The sequence below is a fragment of the Azospirillum soli genome (assembly GCF_017876165.1).
GTDB lineage: Bacteria > Pseudomonadota > Alphaproteobacteria > Azospirillales > Azospirillaceae > Azospirillum > Azospirillum soli.
The window spans coordinates 1-22,068 of record NZ_JAGINQ010000042.1 but is presented as its reverse complement, the minus strand read 5'-3'; the positions used below and the strand labels follow the sequence as shown (position 1 = coordinate 22,068).

Sequence of the window (22,068 nt, the reverse complement as noted above, 5' to 3'; positions counted from 1 at the left end):
ATTCCGAACTCGGCCGTGAAACGCCTCAGCGCCGATGGTACTGCGTCTTAAGACGTGGGAGAGTAGGTCGCCGCCAGGTCGCCACGACGCGCACAGCTCTACACCAACAACGGCCACACCCAACGAACGCTCAACGCACCGTCACTTGCATGTCTTCTAACGATCACCGAAACCGGCCGCCCGAAAAAAGGGCGGCCGGTTTCGCGTTATTTGGGGCTGTTTTCGCGGAAGTGCGGGGGGCTCATCAGGTCTGCGCGGGTCAGGCCGATATCCCGCAACAGACGTTCGTCAAGGTGATGCGGTTCGGTGATCGTGCGCCGTCTCGGCAGCCGGGTGACGATGGCGCGCCAAGCGGTGGCGATGACCGTCGTGACGGTCGGGTTGAGGGGAAGGGTGGTGTAGGCCATGATGGTTCCTCCGTTGGCTGGGGCGGTCGCTCGCTGTCGTGAAGATCGGTGTAGCGGTTCCTCGCGACGGACGAAGTGAGCGCCTTCACACATGGAAGCTCTTTCGACCGAAGGTCCGGGGCGTTAAACAGACCGCCCGCGCCGGCCTTGCTCCGGCGTCCGCAGGAGGACGACCGACATGCCGTCGATCATTTCGATTGCCGATCCCGAGGATCCGCGCATCGCCGCCTATCGCGACGTGCGGGAACGCGACCTCGTGGGAAGGGACGGGCATTTCATCGCGGAAGGCGCGGTCGTGCTGCGCACGTTGCTGACGGCGTCGCGGCACGAAGCCGTGTCGCTGCTGATCGCGGACAAACGGATTGCGGCGTTGGCGCCGTTGCTGGACGGGTTGCCGGACAGCGTGCCGGTCTACAGCGCGAGCCAGGAGTTGTTGGACGCCATCGCCGGCTTTCCGCTGCATCGGGGCATTCTGGGGCTGGGGCGCCGCGCGCCGACGCCGGACGCCGACGAGCTTCTGGCTGAGCTTGGTGCGCGGGCGACGATCCTTGTGCTCTGCGGCATCGGCAATCACGACAACGTCGGCGGAATTTTCCGCAACGCCGCAGCCTTCGGGACGGACGCGGTCATCCTGGATTCGGGCTGCTGCGATCCGCTGTACCGCAAAGCCATTCGCGTGTCGGTCGGGGCGACGTTGATGGTCCCCTTCGTTCAGCTTCCGGCGGGAGCCGATGTGCTGCCGCTGCTGGACCGGCGGGAATTCGAGGCGATATCGCTCAGTCCGGCGGGTGCGGTTACCCTGGCGGAATTGCGCCGGCCGGAGCGGGCGGCGGTGCTACTCGGGTCCGAGGGGCCGGGCCTGTCGGCCGATCTTCTGGCGCGCACGCGCACGGTGCGCATCCCCATGGCGCCGGGTTTCGATTCACTGAACGTTGCCACGACCAGCGGGATCGTTCTGCATCACCTGTCCTTCATAGCCGGGTAAGCGGACGCCGGGTGGCGCGGCCTCGCGCAGCCGCTCGCAGAGGGTGCGGAAGCCGGGCGCACGCGGGTCGCTGGCCCGCCAGACCATGCCGATGGTGCGGCCCGGTGGATCGCCTTGGAAGGGGCGGTAGGTAATCAGCCCGCCGACCGTCGTGCCGTCTCCCGTCGCCAGTTGCGGCATCAACGTGTAGCCGGTACCGGCGGCCACCATGTGGCGCAGCGTTTCCAGCCCGGTCGCGTGCCTCATGCCGCGCGCGGTCGTCCCACAGACGGCCAGGGCTTGGTCGCGCAGGCAGTGCCCCTCCTCAAGAAGCACGAGTTCACCGGGGTCGAGATCGGTCAGCGCGATGGACGGCATCCCCTCCAGCCGATGACCGGTGGGGTGGGCCAGGACAAAGGGTTCGAAGAACAGCGCGTCGCAGGTGAAACCTTCGCCCTCGATGGGGAGAGCAAGGAGAACGGCGTCGATTCGGCCTTCCCGCAGTTCTTCGAGCAACCCCTCGGTGCGGCCCTCCGATAGGATCAATTGCACGTCGGGCAGGTGCTTGCGGATCGTCGGCAACAGGTGCGGGAACAGATAGGGACCCAGCGTCTGGATGGCGCCGATGGAGAGTTGGCCGATCAGGGAGCCCCCCGTTCCGCGCGCGACGGACAGCAGGCGTTGCGCTTCCTCCAGCACGATTCGGGCTTGGCGGACCACCAGCTCGCCCTGCGGGGTGGGCAGAACGCGGCGGCTGGTCCGCTCGAACAGGGTGATGCCGAGCAAATCCTCCAGCTTGCGGACTTGGGCACTCAGCGACGGCTGGCTGACCGCGCAGCGTTCGGCGGCCTTGCCGAAATGCCGGTGGTCGGCAACGGCGACGACGTACTCGAGGTCACGCAGGGACAGGCCGGCGATGTTCATAGATACGGGCTATGGGTTCGGTCGGAACGATGTCTTGGATATATCGACTTCGGGGCGGGATAACCAGGGGGTAAGCGGTCCAACAGACAAGAAACTCGATAGGAGAGCTGAACCATGAGCACCCTGACCACCGCCTCCGGCATCCCCGTCGCGGACAACCAGAACTCCCTGACCGCCGGGCCGCGTGGACCGGTGCTGATGCAGGATTTTCACCTGATCGAGAAGCTCGCCCATTTCAACCGCGAACGCATTCCGGAGCGCGTGGTCCATGCGAAGGGGGCCGGCGCCTACGGCGTCTTCCGCGTGACCCGGGACGTGACGCCTTACACCAAAGCGGCCTTCCTGTCGGCCGTCGGCAAGGAGACGGAGGTGTTCCTGCGCTTCTCCACGGTCGGTGGCGAGAAGGGCTCGGCCGATGCGGAGCGCGACCCGCGCGGCTTTGCCGTGAAGTTCTACACCGAGGAGGGGAACTACGACCTCGTCGGCAACAACACGCCGGTCTTCTTCATCCGCGACCCGCTGAAGTTCCCGGACTTCATCCACACGCAGAAGCGCAACCCGGCCACCAATTTGAAGGATCCGACGGCGGTCTGGGACTTCTTCTCGCTGTCGCCGGAGACGATGCACCAGCTGACGATCCTGTTCAGCGACCGGGGCACGCCGCGCAGCTACCGTCACATGGACGGCTTCTCCAGCCACACCTTCTCGTGGATCAACGCGGCCGGTGAGCGCTTCTGGGTCAAGTACCACTTCAAGACCCGGCAGGGCATCGAGAACCTCACGGCGGAGCAGGCCGTGCGCATGGCCGGCATCGACCCCGACCACGCCACCCGCGACCTGTTCGCGTCGATCGAGGACGGCGATTTCCCGGCCTGGACCGTGTCCGTCCAGATCATGCCGGAGCTGGAGGCCGACGCCTACCGCATCGACCCGTTCGACCTGACCAAGGTGTGGCCGCACGCCGACTACCCGCTGGTCGAGATCGGCGAGCTGGTGCTGAACCGGAATCCGGAGAACTACTTCGCCGAGGTCGAGCAGTCGGCCTTCAGCCCGGCGAACGTGGTGTCCGGCATCTCCTTCAGCCCGGACAAGATGCTTCAGGGCCGCCTGTTCGCCTACGCCGACGCGCACCGTTACCGCCTGGGCGCCAACCACGGGGCGCTGCCGGTCAACCGGCCGCACGCCACCGAGATCCGCAACTACCAGCGGGATGGGGCCATGCGCTTCGATGGCAACGGCGGCGGCCGCCCGAACTACGAGCCGAACAGCTTCGGCGGTCCGACCCAGGACCCGAGCAAGGCCGAGCCGCCGCTGCGCATCTCCGGCGACGCGGCGCGTTACGACCACCGGGAGGGGAACGACGACTACGCCCAAGCCGGCGCGCTGTTCCGCCTGATCGGGACAGAGGCGCAGGAGCGGCTGATGGACAACATCGCCGGTTCGCTGGGTCAGGCACCGGAGTTCATCCAGCAGCGGCAGCTGAAGCACTTCTTCGCCGCCGATCCGGCCTACGGCGCGGGGATCGCCAAGCGGCTGGGCGTGACGGTCGCGGCGGCGGTCGAGGCAGCCGTCCCGGCCGAATGACCCAGCCCTGAACAAGAAAGGCGCGCAGCCCCCAAAGCTGCGCGCCTTTTCCATTTTGGTCCCCTCAGGCTCAAGCGTTGGCCAAAGCCTTGGTGAAGCCGAGGGCCGTGGTGTGGGTCCGGGCGTGGGCCATGACCGCTTTCTGGACCTTCTCGAAGGCGCGGACCTCCAACTGCCGGACGCGTTCGCGCGAGACGTGGAAGCGCTGGCTCAGCTCCTCCAGGGTCAGCGGTTCCTCGCGCAGGCGGCGGGCCACCAGGATTTGCCGCTCGCGGTCGTCGAGCACGTCCAGCCCCAGCTTCAGGAAGTGCTGGCGGCGCTTGCGCTCCTCCGACTGGGCGAGCAGGCTTTCCTGGTCCGGCCGGTCGTCGGCCAGCAGGTCCTGCCACTCGCTGTCGCCGTCCTCGGCCAGGGTGGTGTTCAGCGACCGGTCGGCGCTCAGCCGGCGGTTCATCTCAACCACCTCGGTCTTGGGCACGTTCAGCTCCGTGGCGATTTCGGCCACGGCCTCCGGCGACAGGTCGCCGCTGTCCAGATCCTGCATGCGCGCTTTCAGGCGCCGCAGGCTGAAGAACAGCTTCTTCTGCGCCGCGGTCGTGCCGATCTTCACCAGCGACCAGTTGTGCAGGACGTATTCCTGAATGGCCGCGCGAATCCACCAGGAGGCGTAGGTCGCGAACCGGAACCCCTTTTCCGGCTCGAACTTCTGCGCCGCCTGCATCAGGCCGACGTTGCCCTCCGCGATCAGGTCGGGCAGCGGCAGGCCGTAGCCCTGGTAGCCGCGCGCCATCTTGAAGACGAGACGCAGGTGGCTGCCGACCAGCTTGTCGAGAGCCGCCCGATCCCGCCCGTCGCGCCAACGCCGGGCAAGCTCCTGCTCCTGCTCGGCCGTCAGGTAGTCGTATTTGCGGGTTTCTTTCAAAAAGAGGTTCAGGGGTTCGCCAGAAACGAACTGTTCCGTCAAGACCATCTCCCGTTCCGACACCCGTCGAACGCCCTGCGAGGACCGCCGGGCCTGCCATGGTCTCAGCCGCGAGGACCAGTGGAGCAAGGCGCGGTCGGTTTTTGGCCCAGGGCCAGCCGTGAAAAGGTTGGATGTCGGGAAGAGCTAATAGATAGGTGGCACCACTCTCCGTTCAAGGGATCCACCGAAGAAAGAATCGGGGGAACCGAATGGCTCCGGTCGCGTTGGCTAAAAAATTGGCGTCAAAAGTTCCCGCATCGGAAGGACCGTGGCCATGGACCTCGATCCGCTGATCCTGTCGCGCATCCAGTTCGCCTTCGTTATTTCCTTCCACATCCTGTTCCCGTCCTTCACGGTCGGGCTGGCCTGCTGGATTGCGGTGCTGGAAGGGCTGTGGCTGGGCACCGGCAAGGCGCTCTACCGCAGCCTGTCGGAATTCTGGACGAAGATCTTCGCTATCTCCTTCGGCATGGGCGTGGTGTCCGGCATCGTCATGACCTACCAGTTCGGCACCAACTGGAGCCGATGGTCGGACATCGTCGGCAACGTGTTGGGGCCGTTGATCCAGTACGAGGTGGTGACCGCCTTCTTCCTGGAGGCCGCCTTCCTGGGCATCCTGCTGTTCGGGCGCGACCGCGTGCCGCGCGCCGCGCATTTCGCGGCGGCCTGCCTGGTGGCTCTGGGCACGGTCCTGTCCTCCTTCTGGATCCTGTCGGCCAACAGCTGGATGCACACGCCGGCGGGGGCGGAATTCCGCGACGGCCAGTTCTTCGTCACCGACTGGTGGCAGGTGGTGTTCAACCCATCCTTCCCCTACCGTCTGGTGCACATGCTGACGGCGATGTTCCTGACCACCGGCTTCGTCGTGGCCGGGATCAGCGCCTTCTACCTGCTGACGCGCCGGTTCATCGAGCACGCCCGCGTCGGTCTCGGCATGGCGCTGGGGATCATCACCATCCTGGCGCCCTTGCAGGTGTTCCTGGGCGATCTGCACGGGCTGAACACGCTGGAGCACCAGCCGGCCAAGATCGCCGCCATGGAAGGCCATTGGGAAGGCGGGCCGCGGGCGCCGCTGATCCTCTTCGCCATACCCGACGCGGAGGCCGAGAAGAACCACTTGGAACTCGCCATCCCCGGCCTGTCCAGCATCATCCTGACCCACGAGCTTGAAGGGAAGGTGCCGGGCCTGAAGCAGTTCCCGGCCGACGAGCGCCCGAACCCGCTGATCTTGTTCTTCACCTTCCGCATCATGGTCGGGATCGGCCTTCTGATGGTGACCGTCGCCCTGATCCACCTCGTCCTGCGCTTCACGGGCAAGCTCTACACGACGGAATGGTTCCACCGGCTGCTGGTGGCCTGCATGCCCGCCGGCTTCGTCGCCATCCTCGCCGGCTGGTTCACCACGGAGATCGGGCGCCAGCCCTGGGTGGTCTACGGAATGGTCCGAACGGCGGAGGGCGTCACCCCGGCGCTGACCACCGGGGCGGTGCTGACCTCGCTGATCGTCTTCGTGGTGGTCTACACGATCATCTACGGGGCGGGGACCTACTACCTGATCCGGCTGCTGCGCATCGGCCCATCCATCCCGGAGGACGAGTACGCGCCCATGGCGAAGCAGGAAGCGTTGCGCCCGAAGCGGCCGCTGTCGCTGCCCGGCGAATCCATCGAACCCGCGGAGTGATCCCATGGAAGGCAGTCTCCTCACCCTCGCCTGGGTCGGCATCGTCGGCTTCGCCGTCTTCATGTACGTGCTGATGGACGGGTTCGACCTGGGCATCGGCATCCTCTACCCCTTCGCGCCGAGCGAGGAATCGCGCGACGTCATGATGAACACGGTGGCGCCGGTCTGGGATTTCAATGAGACGTGGCTCATCCTGGGCGGGGCGGGGCTGTTCGCGGCCTTTCCCATCGCCTACGCGGTGGTGCTGCCGGCCATGTATCTGCCGCTGCTTTTGATGCTGATCGCGCTGATCTTCCGCGGCGTGGCGTTCGAGTTCCGGTTCAAGGCGCGCACCAGCCGTCACTGGTGGAACAAGGCCTTCTTCCTCGGTTCGCTGCTGGCGACCTTCGCGCAAGGCGTGGTGCTGGGCACCTTCATCCAGGGGATCGAGGTGGAAGGGCGCAACTTCGCCGGCACCATGCTCGACTGGCTGACGCCCTTCAGCCTGTTCTGCGGGCTGGCGCTGATCGCCGGCTACGCCCTGCTGGGCTGCACCTGGCTGATCTGGCGGACCATCGGGATCCTGCAGGACTGGTGCTATCGCGTTGCCCGGCGCCTGCTGGTCGCGGTGCTGGTGATGGTCGCCGTCGTCAGCCTGTGGACCCCGTTCCTGGAACCGGCCATCGCCGCGCGCTGGTTCGCCATGCCGAACATCCTGCTGCTGTCGCCGGTGCCGCTGCTGACTGCCGCTCTGGCCTTTGGGCTGTGGCGCGCGCTGGACGAGGGCAGCGACGTGCTTCCCTTCGCCTTTTCCATGGGGCTGTTCGCGCTGTCCTACCTGGGCCTCGCCGTCAGCCTGTGGCCGATGCTGATCCCGCCGTCGATCACCATCTGGCAGGCCGCCGCACCGCCGGAAACGCAGGTCTTCCTACTGATCGGCATGGCCTTCCTGATCCCCACCATCCTGGTCTACACCGCCTACAGCTACTGGGTCTTCCGGGGGAAGGTGACCGGTGCGTTCGGCTATCACTGAAAAGTGGGCATTGAAGGGGGCCTTGGCGTAAAACACTTCCCTCTTTGAGGAGGACGCGCCATGAACACAGACATCGCATACGCCCCGGACGTCAGCTTTGCCGAGGTGATGCTCCGCAAAGGCGCGGAACTGCTTCAGGAGGAACTGGCCGCCGGCCCTGAGGCGGCGGTGAACATCATGGCCCGGCGCCTTGCCGTGGCGGCCACCGTGGACGCCCCGCTGGTGGTCCACGCCGAAGGCGGCGAGCGGCCGGAAATGTTCGCGGAGGCCCTGCGCCTTGCCGCCGCCCCGGCCGGGGAGCGGGCCGTGGCGCTCGCCGAAGCGCGGCAGGCCGAACGCGCCGTGGTCTTCGAATTCGACGCCACCGGCCGCCTGACCGGCAACCGCGTCGTCGCCGCAGTCCTGCGTCCCGAGGACCGGCAGGACTTGCTGGAGGCCTACATCGCCATCGGCCGCATGCGCAACGGCGCCGCCGAGATGACCGTCGCCCCCGCGACCCTGCGCTTCGACGCCAAGGCCCTGGCGGAAACGCTGTCCCTGATCGGTCCGGCGGCGCAGCGCAGCGTCAACGCCGCCACCGCCGCCATGGCCCACGCCGCCGGTATCGCCGCGCTGCCCGGCCACGAGGTCACCGGCCTGCCGGCGGCCCTGGTCGAGCTGTTCTGGCACGCCGTCTGCCTGTCCTCCGCCCGCACGCGCCTGACCATCCCAAAGCAGCGCACGCTGCATTGAGCGGCGGCAGGGCTCACGCCCCCATCGCCGCGACCCGCCGGCGCTCCGGGACGAGGCGCTTGACCGCCACCGCCAGCGCGATCCCGGCGAGGATCAGACCCACCCCGATCAGCGGCCGATAGGCCAGCCACGCGACCGCGATGGTGGTCAGCGTCAGCGGCACCGCGATCACCAGCGCCAGCCCGAACCGAGCCGCGTTCACCAGCGTTTCCAGGAAGGGCAGAAGGCTCGCCAGCCACGCGAGGGGGCTGCCCATCAGCATGACACTGATCAGCATGACGACGAAGCCAGCGACGCGCAGGATCCAGGTCAGGACGGCCTCGTCTGCCTTGGCCTGGTTGAACATGGCCTCCGCGCCGTGGGCGCCGGTCTGGACGAGGTTGATGGTCTGCCCGCGCACGCCCGCGAAGCCGGCCAGCCCGCCGTTCATCTGCGCCGCGACGACGCTGAGCGTCTGCGCCGGCACGACCCGGAAGGTGACGCGCAGGTCGCCGATCTGTGGCGCGTCGGGCGAGGCGCCGCGATAGAGCTGTTCCCCGACCCATTGGAACCCCGGGGGCAGCGCGGCGGCCGGATCCGGGGCCAGCCGTTCGTAGTCGTCGATCTGCCGGATCTGGCTCTGGTCCAGCGCGAAGGCCCCCAGCTTCGCCCCGCGCGCGTCGATGGTGGCGCCCTGGTAGGTCATGGAGGGATTGGCGTGCCCTTCCCGCCTCTTGAAGGCGTTGGAGTCGATGGGGTGATCGGCCCATTCCCTGGAGTAGCGGTAGGTCGTCGTCGTGGTCTCCCCGCCGCCGACCGACTTTTCCGTCCTGCTCTCCTCGGTCTGCTTCCACTGGTACATCTCGACCCGGCGTTCCAGCCGCAGCGCTTTGCCGGCGTTCACGTGGAAGACCGGATCGACCAGGGGGCCGGGCACCGTGGCGAGGCCGGATACGTGGACGAGGCGCCCTTCGTTCGCCGACTGCACCGCGTCGGCGGGCACGGAGACGACCTGTTCGGCGCCCGCGTTCAGCGCGGTGATGGCGTCCACCGCCCGCCCTTCGTTCCAGAACAGCAGGATGACGCTGCCGACCAGCATCAGAAGGCCGATGAAGGCGCCCGCGATCGACCCGCCGAGGCGGCCGAGCCAGCCGCGTTCGGACTGTTCGGTGTGGCTGTCCTCGTCGCTCATGGCCGCCCCCGTGCGTTTTGGATTCGCATTTTAGGTTAATCCGCTCAGCCTACCGTAAGCCCGATTGCGCGTCTCCGGCCATTTCGCTGGCTCACTCGTGGGGCGGACCCTTCGCGGCCCGCAAAACGTTACGCCGACGCCATGACCGGTTCGAACCGCCCATTTATCCTATGCCATGATTGCGGCCTTCCCCACGCGCTTCCGGCTTCCATGCCCGGCCATCGGGCGGAATGTTCGCGCTGCGGGGCCGTGCTGCGGCACTTCCGCTCCGGCAGCCTGGAGCGCTGCGCGGCGCTGACCAGCGCGGCGCTGATCCTGTTCGTTGTCGCCAACCTGTTCCCGGTGCTGACCTTCGAGCTGGAGGGGCGGGCGCAGTCCGCCACTCTCATCAGCGGCTCGCTGGCCCTGTGGCGGGGCGGCTTCGAAAGCCTCGCCATCCTCGTCTTCTTCGTGCTGATCCTGGCGCCGCTGCTGGAGATGCTGGCGACGCTGTACGTCGTGCTGCCGCTGGCCTACGGGGTGGCGATGCCCGGCGCGGCGCGGGCTTTCCGCATCGTTGCCCGCCTGCGCCCCTGGGCGATGGCCGAGGTCTTCCTGTTGGGCCTGATCGTCGCCTACGTGAAGTTGTCCGATCTGGCCGAACTCACGCCCGGAACGTCGCTCGCCGCGCTGCTCGGCTTCATCGTGCTTCAGGTCTGGGGGGACGCCGCGCTCAGCCCCTTCGACGTGTGGGAGCGGCTGGCGCCGCAGACCCGCGTCGGGCAAGCCGCCGAGGCCGACGCCGCCCACCTCACCGCCTGCCACGACTGCCGCCAGGTCGTCGCCGGGTCCGAGGGCGACTGCCCGCGCTGCGGCGCCGGGTTGCACCGGCGAAAGCCGAACAGCGTGCAGCGCTGCTGGGCCCTGATCGTCGCGGCGACGGTCCTCTACATCCCTGCCAACCTTCTGCCGATCATGACGGTCATCTATTTCGGTTCCGGCCACCCGGACACCATCCTGTCCGGCGTGCAGTCGCTGATCGCCGCCCAGATGTGGCCGGTCGCGATCCTGGTCTTCTTCGCCAGCATCACCGTGCCCGTGCTGAAGCTGGCCGGCCTCACCTACCTTCTGGTCAGCGTCCAGCGCCGCTCGTCCCGCCGTCGCCGCGACCGGACGCGGCTCTACCGGATCATCGAGGGGGTGGGGCGCTGGTCCATGGTGGACATCTTCATGATCTCGCTGCTGGCCGCCCTGGTGCAGTTGGGCGCCGTCGCCGACATCCGGGCGGAGCTGGGCGCCGTCGCCTTCGCCGCCGTGGTGGTCATCACCATGATGGCGTCGGAGTCCTTCGACCCTCGCCTGATCTGGGACGCGGCCCACCGTGAAGCGCATCATGGCCTGGAGGCGCGCCATGGATGAGCAGCGCCTGCCGCCCGAGCCGCCCACGCCCGCCAACCCGCCCACGCCCGTCGTCCGTCGCCGGCGCGGCCCGCAGCTGGTCTGGCTGATCCCGCTCGTCGCCTTGCTGATCGGCGGCTGGCTCGCCTGGAAGACGCTCAGCGAGCGCGGCCCCACCATCACCATCACCTTCGAGACGGCGGAAGGGCTGGAGGCCGGCAAGACCAAGGTGCGCTACCGCGACGTGGACATGGGCACCGTGGAGGGCGTCGCCGTCGCCCCCGACCTCGGCAGCGTCGTCGTGACCGTTCGCATGGTGAAGGAGGCGGACAACCACTTGAACGAGGGCACCCGTTTCTGGGTGGTCCGGCCACGGCTGGGATTCGGCGGTGTCTCCGGCCTCGGCACGCTGGTGTCCGGCGCCTACATCGGCATGGATCCCGGCGTCGGGGAACACAGCACCAGCTTCCGTGGCCTGGAGGAGCCGCCGCAGGTGCGCTTCAGCGCGCCCGGCCGGCGGTTCGCCCTGACCGCCGACCGGCTGGGCGGCCTCGGCCCCGGCGCGCCCATCACCTATCGCGGCATCCGGGTGGGGGAGGTGATTGGGTACGAATTCACCCCCGACTGGCAGGCGCTGACCGTCCCGGTCTTCATCCATGCCCCCTACGACCGCATCGTCCGGCCGAACACCCGTTTCTGGAACGCCAGCGGCATTTCGGTCTCCCTCGGGACCGAGGGGCCGACCGTTTCGGTCGAATCCCTGCAATCCCTCGCCACCGGCGGTGTCGCCTTCGACACGCCGGGCATCGGCAATCCGGGGGAGGCGGCGCCGGAGGGCACGGTCTTCCCGCTCTACGAGAGCCCGCGCGCGGCCAGCGAGGCGCGCTTCACCCGCCGCGTGCCGTTCCTCGTCCATTTCGACGGCTCGGTGCGCGGCCTGCATCCCGGTTCGGCCGTCGAGTTCCGGGGCATCCGCGTCGGCGAGGTGACCGACATCCGGCTGGACGTGGACCCCACCACCGGCGCAGCCCGCATTCCTGTGACCCTGGACCTGGAGCCGGAACGCTTCGACGCCCCCGGCGGCACCGGCGCGGAGGCCGCCTACGCCGGCATGAAAACCCTGGTGGACCGGGGGCTGCGCGCCCAGCTGCGCACCGGCAATCTGCTGACGGGGGAGCTGATCGTCGCGCTCGACTATTTCCCGGACGCGCCTCAGGCCACGCTGGAGATGAGAGGCGACGTTCCCGAACTGCCGTCGCGGCCCAACGTGCTCGACACCGCGACGCGGACCGCCACCGACCTGATGGAGGAGCTGGCCCGCGCGCCCATCGCCGAGACGGTGACCGAACTGCGCGACACCATCCAGAAGGCCGGCGCCCTGCTCGGCGGGCCGGAGGTCGGGCAATCCCTCGCCTCGCTGAGCCGTTCGCTGGCCGAGCTGGAAAAGGTGACCGCCGCGCTGGGCACCGAAGGCGCGCCGGCCATTCGGGCGCTCCGTCAGGTGGCGGAAAGCATGACCGCCTTGATCACCCAGGCGGAAAAGACGCTGAACACCACGGACAGCGTCGTCGCCACCGCCAAGCCGGTCACCCACGACCTGCAAGCTCTGGTGCGCGAACTGACCTCCACCGCCCGCTCCATCCGTGGCCTGACTGACTATCTGGAACGCCACCCCGAAGCCCTGATCCGAGGCAAACGCGGCTGAGATCCCGATGAACCCACGATTACTCTTGCCCCTGGCTTTCGCCCTTCTGCTGTCCGCCTGCGGCACGCAGCCCAGCCGCTTCTACCAGCTGACCGCCACGCCCCTGCCGGAGACGGGGACGACCGCGCCGGGCCGGGTGATCGGCCTGGAGACGGTGGACATTCCCGGCTATCTGGACCGTTCCGAAATCGTCATGCGCGGTTCCGGCAGCCGCCTGTCGGTGCTGGAGTTCGACCGCTGGGCCGGCGCCATCGACGGCATGGTGACCCGGACGCTCGCCCAGGATCTGTCCGCCGAACTCGGCAATGCGGAGGTGGTCGAACTGCCCGTGACCCACGACGTGCCCTTGGCCCAGGTGGTGGAGGTCCAGATCGACCGCTTCGATGCCGCCGAGAACGGCCCGGCGGTGCTGGAGGCGCGCTGGCGCATCTTCGGCCAGGGCGGCGACCGGCTGAACCGCTTCGGTCGGACGGTGGCCGAGGAACCGGTCGCCGCGCCGGGCGATCCGGGGGCTGTTGCCGATGCGCTGAGCCGGACCCTCGCACGGTTGGCGCGGGACATTGCCGGGGCGTTGCGGGCGGGGGTTTAGCCCCTGTCGCGCCTCTACTCCACGAAATCCTCGCGGCTCAGCCCATACCGCTTCAGCTTGTCGTAGAAGGTCTTGCGCGGCACGTTCAGCGCCTCGATGGTCGCCTTAACGCTGCCCTTGTGGCGGCCGAGTTCGCTTTCGATCAGGCTCTTTTCGAACAGGTCCACCTGCTCGGCCAGCGACAGGCCGCCGCCGGCCGTCGTTGCGCCGGGGGTGCCCAGCGCGTCGTCCAGGCCAAGGACGAAGCGGTCGGCGGCGTTGCGCAGTTCGCGGACGTTTCCGGGCCAGTCGTGGGCCATCAGGCGCTGGGTCTGGGCCGGGGTGGGGGCGCGCGGGTCGCGGTTGTAGCGGGCGGCCGCTTGCAGGACGAAATGCTGGAACAGCAAGGGGATGTCGTCGCGCCGTTCGCGCAGGGGCGGGATGGTGACGACAACGACGTTCAGGCGGTAGTAGAGATCCTCGCGAAATTTCCCGGCACTGGACGCTTGGCGCAGGTCCACCTTGGTCGCCGCGACGACGCGCAGATCCACGGGGATCAGCTCGTTGGAGCCGAGAGGCTCGACCACGCGCTCTTGGATCACGCGCAGCAGCTTGACCTGGAGGGAGAGCGGCATGCTCTCGATCTCATCCAGGAACAGGGTGCCGCCGCTGGCGTGCTCGATGCGGCCGACGCGGCGCTTGGCGGCGCCGGTGAAGGCCCCGGCCTCGTGGCCGAACAGCTCGCTTTCGAAGATGTTTTCGGGCATGGCGCCGCAGTTCAGCGCCACGAAGGGGCTGCGGCGGCGGGCGCTGCCGGCGTGCAGCGCGCGGGCGACCAGCTCCTTGCCGGTGCCGGTCTCGCCCAGCACCAGAACGTCGGCGTCGGTGTCCGCGACCGCCGCGATGGTGGCGCGCAGCCGCTCAATGCCCGGCGTGCGGCCGATGATCGGGTAGGTCTCGCCGGTCGGGGCTCCCGACAGCTGGTCGCGCAGCCGACGGTTCTCCAGGACGAGGCGGCGCTTTTCCACCGCGCGGCGCGTCACCTCGACCAGCCGGTCGGAGGGGAAGGGCTTTTCCAGGAAATCGTAGGCGCCGTTGCGCATCGCCTCCACCGCCATCGGCACGTCGCCATGGCCGGTGATGAGGATGACCGGCAGCTCCGGGTCCAGCGCCAGGGCGCGCTCCATCAGTTCCAGCCCGTCCATCTGCGGCATGCGCACGTCGGTGACGAGGCAGCCGGGCCAGTCGCGGCCCAGATGGCGCAGGGCGCGCTCGGCGGCATCGCAGGCGGTGACCTCGAATCCGGCCAGTTCCAGCGCCTGCTGGCTGGCGAGGCGGACGGGGCGCTCGTCGTCCACGAAAAGGACTGAACCGGCGCTGCTCATGGTGGGGGGTCCCTGCGCTTGAGGCGGATGGTGAAGACGGCGCCACCGTCCGGATGGTTGCCGGCGGTCATGCCGCCGCCGAAATCCTCGACGATGCCGTGGCTGATCGACAGGCCGAGCCCGAGGCCGTCGCCCGCCTCCTTGGTGGTGAAGAAGGGCACGAACATGCGGGGCAGGTCGGTCTCCGCGATGCCGGTGCCGGTGTCGCGGACGGTCAGCACCGCCTCGTCGTCTTCGGTCTCCAGCGTGACCGTCACACAGCGGCGCGGGGCGGAGCGCATGGCGTCGGCGGCGTTGCCGATCAGGTTGACCAGCACCTGCTGAAGCCGCACGTCCTCACCCGTCACCCAGACGGGTTCGGGCGGCAGGGCGGCTTGGACGGCGACGGCGTCGCGGCGCAGGCGCGATTCCAACAGGGCGAGGGCCTGTTTCACGGCGGACTGGACGGAAACGGCGCCCAGCGTGCCCGAGGCGCGTCGGGCGAAGCCCTTCAGATGCCGGGTGATCGCCGCCATGCGGTCGGTGAGGTCCGCGATCTCCGCAAGGTTGTCGCGCACCGCCTCGGGCCGCCCGCGCTCCAACAGGACGACGGCATTGTCGGCGAAGCTGCGGATGGCCGCCAACGGCTGGTTGATCTCGTGCGCGATGCCGGCGGACATCTGGCCCAGCGCCGCCAGCTTGGCCGCCTGGGTCAGTTCGTTCTCGGCGGCGCGCAGTTCGGCGGTCGCGGCGGCGACGCGGCGTTCCAGCTCGGCTCGCGCTTCCTCCTGGATGGCGAGGCGTTCGGCGAAGGCCAGCCGCCGCTGCGCCAGCGCGTAACCGCCCAGCGCGGTCAGGGCCACTACGGCGGCGGCGAGCAGGCCCGCTTGCTGGGCGCGGGTGCTGGCCGGCCTCAGGCTGGTCAGGGCATGGATGGTCCAGTCGCCGCCGGGCATGGCGACCGATTGCAGGAGGTAGCGCCGCTCCTCCCCCGCCTCCAGCACGGCGATGCGGTCGGACGCGCCGCCGAAGGCCCAGGGCAGGGTGGGCACGCCCTCGGTCACCGGGTCCGGCTTCTGGGGACGGGCGACGGGCAGGCGGCGGGGCAGGGCGGCGTAGCGCCAGTCGTCCACGTTGGTGATGAAGACGATGCCGTCCCGGTCGGTGACCAGCACCTTTTCCTGGCCGCGCGTCCAGGCCTTTTCCAGCGCCTCGAACCCCACCTTCAGGACGACGACGCCCAGGGAGGCATTCTGTGTGTGGTTTTCCGCACGAACACGATAGGCCGTGTAATAGCCGGGGATCAGCGAGGTGGTGCCGAGCGCGAAATGGTGCCCCTCGCCGGTGTCCATGGCCGACCTGAAGTAGGGGCGGTAGGAGAAGTTCTGCCCGACGAAGCTGGCCGTGCTGTTCCAGTTGCTCGCCGCGATGGTCGTTCCGCCCGCGTCCATGACGTAGAGCGCCGAGGCCCCGACCCGCCGCGCGAAGTCCTCCAGCTTGCGGTTCATCGTGGCGACGCGGTCGGGCGTGGGGGCGGACAGCAGCTCCGCCACCTCCGGAGTGCGCGCCAGGACGAGGGGGACGGCGGCGTGCCGTTCCAGCTCCGCCTTCAGGTTGGCCTCGTACAGGGCGAGCTGCGCGCTCCCTTGCTCGCGCAGGGATTCGTGCGCCACCGACGCGGTCCAGCCGGCCGCCAGCGCCGCCGCCAGCGGTATGCCCAGCACGAAGACCGCCAGCAGCAGCCGGCGCGGCCGGGCCATCAGCGCGGCGATCAGGCCGGCGAAGATCCCGGAAGGCGCGACCGCCTTGGGTGAGGTCGAAAATGTCCGGCGAATGGGGTTGTTCCTAATCAACGTTCCGGAGGGCGATGCTGCGCTGCAATATTCCGATGCCGTGTGCGGATTTTCGCACATCGATTCGGGCGTTGTCGTGCGGAATCTCGCCCACCCGTCCTTTCGGAGCGCTGCGAATCCTCGGTTTCCGTTTTGGCACGGGGCTTGCTCACGAGGCCCCCAACGCCGGGCCGCCCGCCGACCTTCGACAAGAGCGAGCGCCCAACCCAGGAACGCCTTGAGGAGAGAAACCCATGCACGCCCCCTCGCATGCACAAGGGCAGCCCAAGAAGAAGCCATTCTACACGAACCTGACCGTTCAGGTTCTCAGCGCCATCATGGTCGGCATCCTGCTCGGCCACTTCTACCCGTCGATCGCGGTGGAGATGAAGCCTCTGGGCGACGTCTTCATCAAGATGATCAAGATGGTGATCGGCCCGATCGTCTTCCTGACGGTGGTCACCGGCATCTCCTCCATCGGCGACATGAAGAAGGTCGGCAAGGTTGGCGGCAAGGCGATCCTGTATTTCGAGATCGTCACCACCTTCGCCCTGGCGCTGGGGCTGATCGTCGTCAATCTGGTGAAGCCCGGCGCTGGCATGAACATCCAGGCCGGCAGCCTGAAGGCCGACGCCGTCGCCAAGTACGCGACCGAGGCGCAGCACCACACCACCATCGACTTCCTGACGAGCATCGTGCCGGACAACGTGGTCGGCGCCTTCGTCAAGGGCGACATGCTGCAAATCCTGTTCTTCGCGGTGATCTTCGGCGTTGCGCTGGCCGCCATGGGCCAGAAGGGCAAGGTGGTCGAGGACATGTTCGAGAAGGTTTCGCACGCCCTGTTCGGTGTGATCGGCATCCTGATGCGCGTTGCCCCGCTGGGCGCCTTCGGTGCGATGTCCTTCACCATCGGCAAGTACGGGGTGTCCTCGCTGACCTCGCTGGGGCAGCTGATGGCCGCCGTCTACATCACCATGGCGCTGTTCGTCTTCGTCGTGCTGGGCACCATCGCCCGGATGTACAACTTCAGCCTCTGGAGCTTCCTGCGCTACATCAAGGACGAGCTGCTGATCGTGCTCGGCACCTCCTCGTCGGAATCGGTGCTGCCGCGCATGATGGAGAAGATGCAGAAGTTCGGCTGCTCCAAGCACGTTGTCGGCCTCGTCATCCCGACCGGCTACTCGTTCAACCTGGACGGCACCTCCATCTACCTGTCGATGGCCGCGATCTTCATCGCCCAGGCCTTCAACATCGACCTGACCATCTGGCAGCAGCTGACCATCCTCGGTCTGCTGATGCTGACCTCGAAGGGAGCGGCGGCGGTGACCGGCGGCGGCTTCGTGACGCTGGCCGCCACCCTGACGGCGACCGGCCAGCTGCCGATCGAGGGGCTTGCCCTGCTGCTGGGCGTGGACCGCTTCATGTCCGAGGCCCGCGCCATCACCAACCTGATCGGCAACGGCGTCGCCACCGTCGTGGTCGCCAAGATGGAAGGCGAGTTCGACGAGTCCAAGGCGGTCGCCGAGTACCAGCAGCACTTCAAGGAGCCGGCGCTGGCCCGTATCTGAAGACGGCAGCAATGACGCGCTTCATGTGTTGAAATGGGAAGGGGTGGCCGCCGGGTCGCCCCTTTCCCCATTCCGACGTTCGGGCTTATGGGGTATAAGCCGGTAGGACGCTAACGTTTGTTCGGCCAATTAACCTAAATCGAGTTAATAAGGGAGAGGACGTCATGTCCGGCGATTTCGACGCGATGGCGCTTGAGTACCACCGGGCCCCGAAGCCCGGCAAACTCGCGATCGTCGCCACCAAGCCCATGGCCAACCAGCGCGACCTCGCGCTGGCCTACTCGCCGGGCGTGGCCGCCGCCTCCAACGCCATCGCCGCCGATCCGGCCCAGGCGGCGGAGCTGACCTCGCGCGCCAACCTCGTGGCGGTGGTCACCAACGGCACGGCGGTGCTGGGGCTGGGCGACATCGGCCCGATGGCCGCCAAGCCGGTCATGGAAGGCAAGGCCGTCCTCTTCAAGAAATTCGCCGGCATCGACTGCTTCGACCTGGAGTTGAACGAAAAGGACGTGGACGCGCTGGTGGACACCATCGTGCGTCTGGAGCCGACCTTCGGCGCAATCAACCTGGAAGACATCGCTGCGCCCGCCTGTTTCGAGGTGGAGCGCCGCTGCCGCGAGCGGATGAAGATCCCGGTCTTCCACGACGACCAGCACGGCACCGCCATTGTGGTGGGCGCCGCCGTCCTGAACGGGCTGAAGTTGGTCGGCAAGGACATTTCCACCGTCAAGGTCGTCTCAACCGGCGGCGGTGCGGCGGGCATCGCCTGCCTCGATCTCATGCTCAGCCTCGGCGTCAAGCGCGAAAACGTCTGGCTGGTGGACCGCATCGGCGTCGTCCACAAGGGTCGCAACGAGGAGATGAACTCCTACAAGGACGCTTACGCGCAGGAGACCGAGGCGCGCGTGCTGTCCGACGTGATCGACGGGGCGGACATCTTCCTGGGATTGTCCGGCCCGAAGGTGCTGAAGCCGGAACTGCTGGCCCGCATGGCCGACAAGCCGTTGGTCCTCGCGCTCGCCAACCCGGAGCCGGAGATCATGCCGGATCTGGCGCGCGAGGCGCGGCCCGACGCCATCATCGCCACCGGCCGGTCGGACTTCCCCAACCAAGTCAACAACGTCCTGTGCTTCCCCTTCATCTTCCGCGGCGCGCTGGACGTCGGCGCCACGACGGTGAACGAGGAGATGAAGATCGCCGCGACCCACGCGGTGGCCAGCCTCGCCCAGGCGGAGCCGTCGGACGTGGTCGCCGCCGCCTATGTGGGTGAGAACCTGCGCTTCGGCCCCGACTACATCCTGCCGAAACCCTTCGACCCGCGCCTCGTTATCGAGGTGTCGTCGGCGGTCGCCAAGGCGGCGATGGAATCTGGCGTCGCCACGCGACCCATCGTCGATTTCCGCGCCTACCGTGACCAGTTGGGCCAGTACGTCTTCCGCTCCGGCCTCGTCATGAAGCCGGTCATCACCAAGGCCAAGGCCGCGCCGAAGAGCATCGTCTACGCCGAAGGCGAGGACCCGCGCGTGCTGCGCTGCGCCCAGGTGGTGGTGGACGACGGCATTGCCAACCCGATCCTGCTCGGCCGGCGCGACGTGATCGAGCGGACCATCGCGGAGATGAGCCTGCGCATCGTCCCCGGCAAGGACGTGGAGGTGATCGAGCCGCTGCGCGACCTGCGCTACCACAACTACGCCGAGCTGTACCGCCAGATGATGGGCCGGCGCGGCGTGTCGCCGGCGCACGCGCTGAACGTCGTGCGCACCCAGTCCACCGTCTTCGGTGCGCTGATGGTCCGCCGGGGCGAGGCCGACGGAATGGTCTGCGGCACGTCCGGCCGTTACGGCGACCACTTCACCCACGTCATGGACGTGATCGGCCTGCGCAAGGGCGTGAAGGTCGCGGCGGCGATGAACGGCCTGATCTCGACCAAGGGCACGCACTTCATCTGCGACACCTACGTCAACCCCGATCCGACTGCCGAACAGGTGGCCGAGATCGCCCGACTGGCGGCGGAAGAGGTGAAGCGTTTCGGCATCGAGCCGAAGGTGGCTCTGCTCTCCCACTCCAACTTTGGCAGCGCCGACACGCCGTCGGCGCGCAAGATGCGGACCGCCTACCAACTGGTGGCGGAGGAGATGCCCGACCTGGAGATCGACGGCGAAATGCACGCCGACGCCGCCCTGTCGGAGGTCCTGCGCAAGGGCGTGCTGCCCGACAGCCGCCTGAAGGGCGAGGCGAACCTGCTGGTCATGCCGACGCTGGACGCCGCCAACATCGCCTTCAACATGCTGAAGATCCTGGCCGACGCGCAGAACGTCGGGCCGATGCTGCTGGGTGCTGCCCGCCCCGTGCACATTGTGACCCCATCGGTGACCACGCGCGGTCTGGTGAACATGACGGCGGTATCCGTGGTGGACGCCCAGCTGGCCGCCCCGGTCAACGCCGCCCCGCGTCCGCCGGCTGAGTAAGGCCGGCCCTTTCAGCGAGGATCGTCCAGCCGCTCCGCGAGCTGGCGTCCGCTCAGGCTGACGGTCGCGTTGGAGGTCATCATCTCCGGCGCGACCCCTTCTGCCAGCCATTGTGGATCGACGCCGCGCGTCAGGTAGTAGCCGAGCAGCCAGCCCGTCGCCACAGGAAGGGCATGGCCCGCCGGGTCGGTCGCGACGTGCAGGATGAAGGACGCGCCGGGATCGGCGATGCGCTCGTCCCCGGCCAGGAACAGCGCGACGCACATGGAGTGACAGTGATCCCGCACGCGGGTGACGATCCGCGCGCGCGGCCGGGCGCGCTCGATGGCCGCGACGATGTCGAATCCCGCCTGCACCCAGCCGCCGTTGCTTTCCAGCTCGATCCGGACAATCGGGGCATTCGACTCGCCGATACGCTCCACCACTTGGCGCGCCAGCGCGTCATCGATAAGGCCGTTGATGGTGATCGTGTTGGCGCAAGCCGTGACCGACAGCGTGACGGCCAACGCCCAGGCGGAAGGAAAACGGTGCCGCAAGGTTCCATTCCCTTTTTGTCCCAACGGCAAATTGGAAGGGAAAGGAGGCCGGAGCACCAATGGTGCAAGCTGATTCTCACGGAAAAACAAGAGTAATCACGTCGCGTTGATTGTTTTTCTTTGTCTCTGAAATTTACGGAAATGAAGCAGAGCGATGTGGTTGAGCGCTTGCTTCTGAGCGCATCGCTGTTCATTCGTTGCGTGGTGATGATTCATTTCGATCTTGACCCGCTGCGAGTTCGGTTCGCCGGCTTATTCAGGTGTGAACTGATGCGCAACAAAATCTCACGAGGAACAGAAATTCGGTCCAAATTTTGACAAAACGGCCACTCTCGCTTACCGTGTGCGCGGATATCGGGAATCAACGTACAGAGGGGCGGCGTTGTGACAAGCAACGCGCGGAGCCCGCGACAGCCGTTCAAGTCCTCCACCGATCAAGTCATTGGCTCAATCATGTGGAAGATCAGAGCGGTGCGTCGTTCCAGACGGTAAGGGCAGAGCACCGTTCATGACCATCACCGACACCCATGGGGCTGAGATCGCCGGGAGCGCCGAGACGCCGCGAACCGATCGGGGGTGGGGCCGGTGCAGTGCGGCCGTCGTGGGGTGTGTCTGCGTACGCGCCGTGAAAGCGGGAGGTCTGCGGTCATGAGCATCAACATCACCTCCCTGTCGCCTTCCCAGGTATCGCTCCTTACCACCACCAACATTCGGTCGCTGAGCAAGACCGACGTAAGCTCCATCAGCACCTCGCAGATCGCGGCGATGAGTGGCACGCAGCTGGCGGCGCTGACGACCACGCAGATGAGTGCCCTCACGACGACGCAGATCGGGGTCATCGGCACGTCGCAGATGGCGTTCAGCGGGGTCCAGCTCTCGGTGTTGCTGGACGCTCAGATGGGCGCCTTCGGGGCTGACGAAATCGCCGTGCTGACCGACACCCAGCTGCGTGGGCTGACCGCAACCGATATCGGCGAACTCACCGACACCCAGTTCCAGGCCCTCTCTCCGACGCAGCTTCGTGCCTTCGGCACGACCCAGCTGTCCGGGTTGACCGCCACGCAGCTGGCGTTGATGACGACCACGCAGCTCGGCGCTCTGACCTCGACCCAGTTTGGGGCGTTGCGGCCCGGTCAGGTCGCCTGGCTGTCCTCCGAAGCGGTCGCCGCCCTGACCACGACGCAGTTGGACGGTCTGACATCGACGCAGCT

The 22,068-nt window shown here is 67.6% G+C and carries 17 protein-coding genes, 1 rRNA gene and 1 pseudogene; 12 read left to right on the top strand and 7 right to left on the bottom strand.

Features of this window, described 5'->3' with window-relative positions; genetic code table 11:
• Nucleotides 1-79: ribosomal RNA gene (gene rrf, locus J2852_RS32480) — 5S ribosomal RNA — on the top strand; the annotation flags it as partial.
• 127 nt (nt 80-206) lie between these two features.
• On the opposite strand, the gene J2852_RS30460 is transcribed toward rrf, so the two are convergent.
• Nucleotides 207-407, bottom strand: coding sequence for a DUF1127 domain-containing protein (locus J2852_RS30460; protein WP_209882914.1), 201 nt, complete (start codon nt 405-407; stop codon nt 207-209).
• A 178-nt stretch (nt 408-585) separates the two neighbouring features.
• Here J2852_RS30460 and J2852_RS30455 point away from each other — a divergent pair, with 178 nt between their 5' ends.
• Nucleotides 586-1,392, top strand: a complete 807-nt coding sequence (locus J2852_RS30455) for a TrmH family RNA methyltransferase (protein WP_209882912.1) — start codon at nt 586-588, stop codon at nt 1,390-1,392.
• Here the strand turns inward: J2852_RS30455 and J2852_RS30450 are convergent.
• Nucleotides 1,330-2,295: a LysR substrate-binding domain-containing protein gene (locus J2852_RS30450; RefSeq protein ID WP_209882910.1), complete on the bottom strand. Its 966-nt coding sequence runs from the start codon at nt 2,293-2,295 to the stop codon at nt 1,330-1,332. The two genes, J2852_RS30455 and J2852_RS30450, sit on opposite strands and share 63 nt — an antisense overlap.
• Before the next feature lie 114 nt (nt 2,296-2,409).
• Between J2852_RS30450 and J2852_RS30445 the strand changes: the two genes are divergently transcribed.
• Nucleotides 2,410-3,879 (top strand): catalase, encoded by a 1,470-nt coding sequence (locus tag J2852_RS30445; RefSeq protein WP_209882908.1) that lies wholly within the window; start codon nt 2,410-2,412, stop codon nt 3,877-3,879.
• A 70-nt stretch (nt 3,880-3,949) separates the two neighbouring features.
• Here J2852_RS30445 and rpoH read toward each other — a convergent pair whose 3' ends face one another.
• Entirely contained in the window at nt 3,950-4,843 is an 894-nt protein-coding gene (rpoH, locus tag J2852_RS30440; protein ID WP_246500107.1) for an RNA polymerase sigma factor RpoH, read from the bottom strand.
• 274 nt (nt 4,844-5,117) lie between these two features.
• Here rpoH and J2852_RS30435 point away from each other — a divergent pair, with 274 nt between their 5' ends.
• Genes J2852_RS30435 through J2852_RS30425 form a run of 3 tightly spaced genes read left to right on the top strand, consistent with a single transcriptional unit; the run spans nt 5,118 to nt 8,268 of the window.
• Nucleotides 5,118-6,524 carry a cytochrome ubiquinol oxidase subunit I gene (locus J2852_RS30435; protein WP_209882904.1) on the top strand — a complete coding sequence of 469 codons (1,407 nt, stop codon included), beginning with the start codon at nt 5,118-5,120 and terminating at the stop codon, nt 6,522-6,524.
• A gap of 4 nt (nt 6,525-6,528) precedes the next feature.
• Complete coding sequence (gene cydB / locus J2852_RS30430) at nt 6,529-7,536, top strand: cytochrome d ubiquinol oxidase subunit II (RefSeq protein WP_209882902.1); 1,008 nt, start codon at nt 6,529-6,531, stop codon at nt 7,534-7,536.
• 60 nt (nt 7,537-7,596) lie between these two features.
• Nucleotides 7,597-8,268 (top strand): hypothetical protein, encoded by a 672-nt coding sequence (locus tag J2852_RS30425; RefSeq protein WP_209882901.1) that lies wholly within the window; start codon nt 7,597-7,599, stop codon nt 8,266-8,268.
• Nucleotides 8,269-8,281: 13 nt separating this feature from the next.
• Here the strand turns inward: J2852_RS30425 and J2852_RS30420 are convergent, their stop codons facing one another.
• On the bottom strand, nt 8,282-9,439 hold the full coding sequence (locus tag J2852_RS30420) for a TMEM43 family protein (protein WP_209882900.1): 1,158 nt from the start codon (nt 9,437-9,439) through the stop codon (nt 8,282-8,284).
• Between the two features lie 141 nt (nt 9,440-9,580).
• Between J2852_RS30420 and J2852_RS30415 the strand changes: the two genes are divergently transcribed.
• Genes J2852_RS30415 through J2852_RS30405 form a run of 3 tightly spaced genes read left to right on the top strand, consistent with a single transcriptional unit; the run spans nt 9,581 to nt 13,110 of the window.
• Nucleotides 9,581-10,837, top strand: coding sequence for a paraquat-inducible protein A (locus tag J2852_RS30415; protein ID WP_209882899.1), 1,257 nt, complete (start codon nt 9,581-9,583; stop codon nt 10,835-10,837).
• Nucleotides 10,830-12,521 (top strand): PqiB family protein, encoded by a 1,692-nt coding sequence (locus J2852_RS30410; RefSeq protein ID WP_209882898.1) that lies wholly within the window; start codon nt 10,830-10,832, stop codon nt 12,519-12,521. Before J2852_RS30415 ends, J2852_RS30410 begins: the two co-directional genes overlap by 8 nt.
• Nucleotides 12,522-12,546: 25 nt before the next feature.
• A complete protein-coding gene (locus J2852_RS30405) occupies nt 12,547-13,110 on the top strand; it encodes a PqiC family protein (protein WP_246500105.1) in 564 nt (187 codons plus the stop codon).
• Nucleotides 13,111-13,124: 14 nt separating this feature from the next.
• Here the strand turns inward: J2852_RS30405 and J2852_RS30400 are convergent, their stop codons facing one another.
• A complete protein-coding gene (locus J2852_RS30400; protein WP_209882896.1) occupies nt 13,125-14,474 on the bottom strand; it encodes a sigma-54-dependent transcriptional regulator in 1,350 nt (449 codons plus the stop codon).
• Nucleotides 14,471-16,213 (bottom strand): sensor histidine kinase, encoded by a 1,743-nt coding sequence (locus J2852_RS30395; RefSeq protein ID WP_211112391.1) that lies wholly within the window; start codon nt 16,211-16,213, stop codon nt 14,471-14,473. The genes J2852_RS30400 and J2852_RS30395 overlap by 4 nt, the downstream gene beginning before the upstream one ends.
• 326 nt (nt 16,214-16,539) lie before the next feature.
• Here J2852_RS30395 and J2852_RS30390 point away from each other — a divergent pair, with 326 nt between their 5' ends.
• Both J2852_RS30390 and J2852_RS30385 read left to right on the top strand, forming a co-directional pair.
• Nucleotides 16,540-17,853: a dicarboxylate/amino acid:cation symporter gene (locus J2852_RS30390; RefSeq protein WP_209882895.1), complete on the top strand. Its 1,314-nt coding sequence runs from the start codon at nt 16,540-16,542 to the stop codon at nt 17,851-17,853.
• A 164-nt stretch (nt 17,854-18,017) separates the two neighbouring features.
• The gene (locus J2852_RS30385; RefSeq protein WP_209882894.1) at nt 18,018-20,321 is read left to right on the top strand and encodes an NADP-dependent malic enzyme; all 2,304 of its coding nucleotides are present in this window, start codon (nt 18,018-18,020) and stop codon (nt 20,319-20,321) included.
• A gap of 11 nt (nt 20,322-20,332) precedes the next feature.
• Here the strand turns inward: J2852_RS30385 and J2852_RS30380 are convergent, their stop codons facing one another.
• Entirely contained in the window at nt 20,333-20,857 is a 525-nt protein-coding gene (locus tag J2852_RS30380) for an ATP-dependent Clp protease proteolytic subunit (RefSeq protein ID WP_209882893.1), read from the bottom strand.
• Nucleotides 20,858-21,505: 648 nt separating this feature from the next.
• Here J2852_RS30380 and J2852_RS30375 point away from each other — a divergent pair.
• Nucleotides 21,506-22,068, top strand: a pseudogene (locus J2852_RS30375) (hypothetical protein); the annotation flags it as partial.

Excerpts from the sequence above, each read along its gene's own strand:
- J2852_RS30460 (WP_209882914.1), bottom strand. The coding sequence starts at position 407 with ATGGCCTACACCACCCTTCCCCTCAACCCGACCGTCACGACGGTCATC.
- J2852_RS30455 (WP_209882912.1), top strand. The coding sequence starts at position 586 with ATGCCGTCGATCATTTCGATTGCCGATCCCGAGGATCCGCGCATCGCC.
- J2852_RS30450 (WP_209882910.1), bottom strand. The coding sequence starts at position 2,295 with ATGAACATCGCCGGCCTGTCCCTGCGTGACCTCGAGTACGTCGTCGCC.
- J2852_RS30445 (WP_209882908.1), top strand. The coding sequence starts at position 2,410 with ATGAGCACCCTGACCACCGCCTCCGGCATCCCCGTCGCGGACAACCAG.
- J2852_RS30435 (WP_209882904.1), top strand. The coding sequence starts at position 5,118 with ATGGACCTCGATCCGCTGATCCTGTCGCGCATCCAGTTCGCCTTCGTT.
- cydB (WP_209882902.1), top strand. The coding sequence starts at position 6,529 with ATGGAAGGCAGTCTCCTCACCCTCGCCTGGGTCGGCATCGTCGGCTTC.
- J2852_RS30425 (WP_209882901.1), top strand. The coding sequence starts at position 7,597 with ATGAACACAGACATCGCATACGCCCCGGACGTCAGCTTTGCCGAGGTG.
- J2852_RS30420 (WP_209882900.1), bottom strand. The coding sequence starts at position 9,439 with ATGAGCGACGAGGACAGCCACACCGAACAGTCCGAACGCGGCTGGCTC.
- J2852_RS30415 (WP_209882899.1), top strand. The coding sequence starts at position 9,581 with ATGACCGGTTCGAACCGCCCATTTATCCTATGCCATGATTGCGGCCTT.
- J2852_RS30410 (WP_209882898.1), top strand. The coding sequence starts at position 10,830 with ATGGATGAGCAGCGCCTGCCGCCCGAGCCGCCCACGCCCGCCAACCCG.
- J2852_RS30400 (WP_209882896.1), bottom strand. The coding sequence starts at position 14,474 with ATGAGCAGCGCCGGTTCAGTCCTTTTCGTGGACGACGAGCGCCCCGTC.
- J2852_RS30395 (WP_211112391.1), bottom strand. The coding sequence starts at position 16,213 with ATGGCCCGGCCGCGCCGGCTGCTGCTGGCGGTCTTCGTGCTGGGCATA.
- J2852_RS30390 (WP_209882895.1), top strand. The coding sequence starts at position 16,540 with ATGCACGCCCCCTCGCATGCACAAGGGCAGCCCAAGAAGAAGCCATTC.
- J2852_RS30385 (WP_209882894.1), top strand. The coding sequence starts at position 18,018 with ATGTCCGGCGATTTCGACGCGATGGCGCTTGAGTACCACCGGGCCCCG.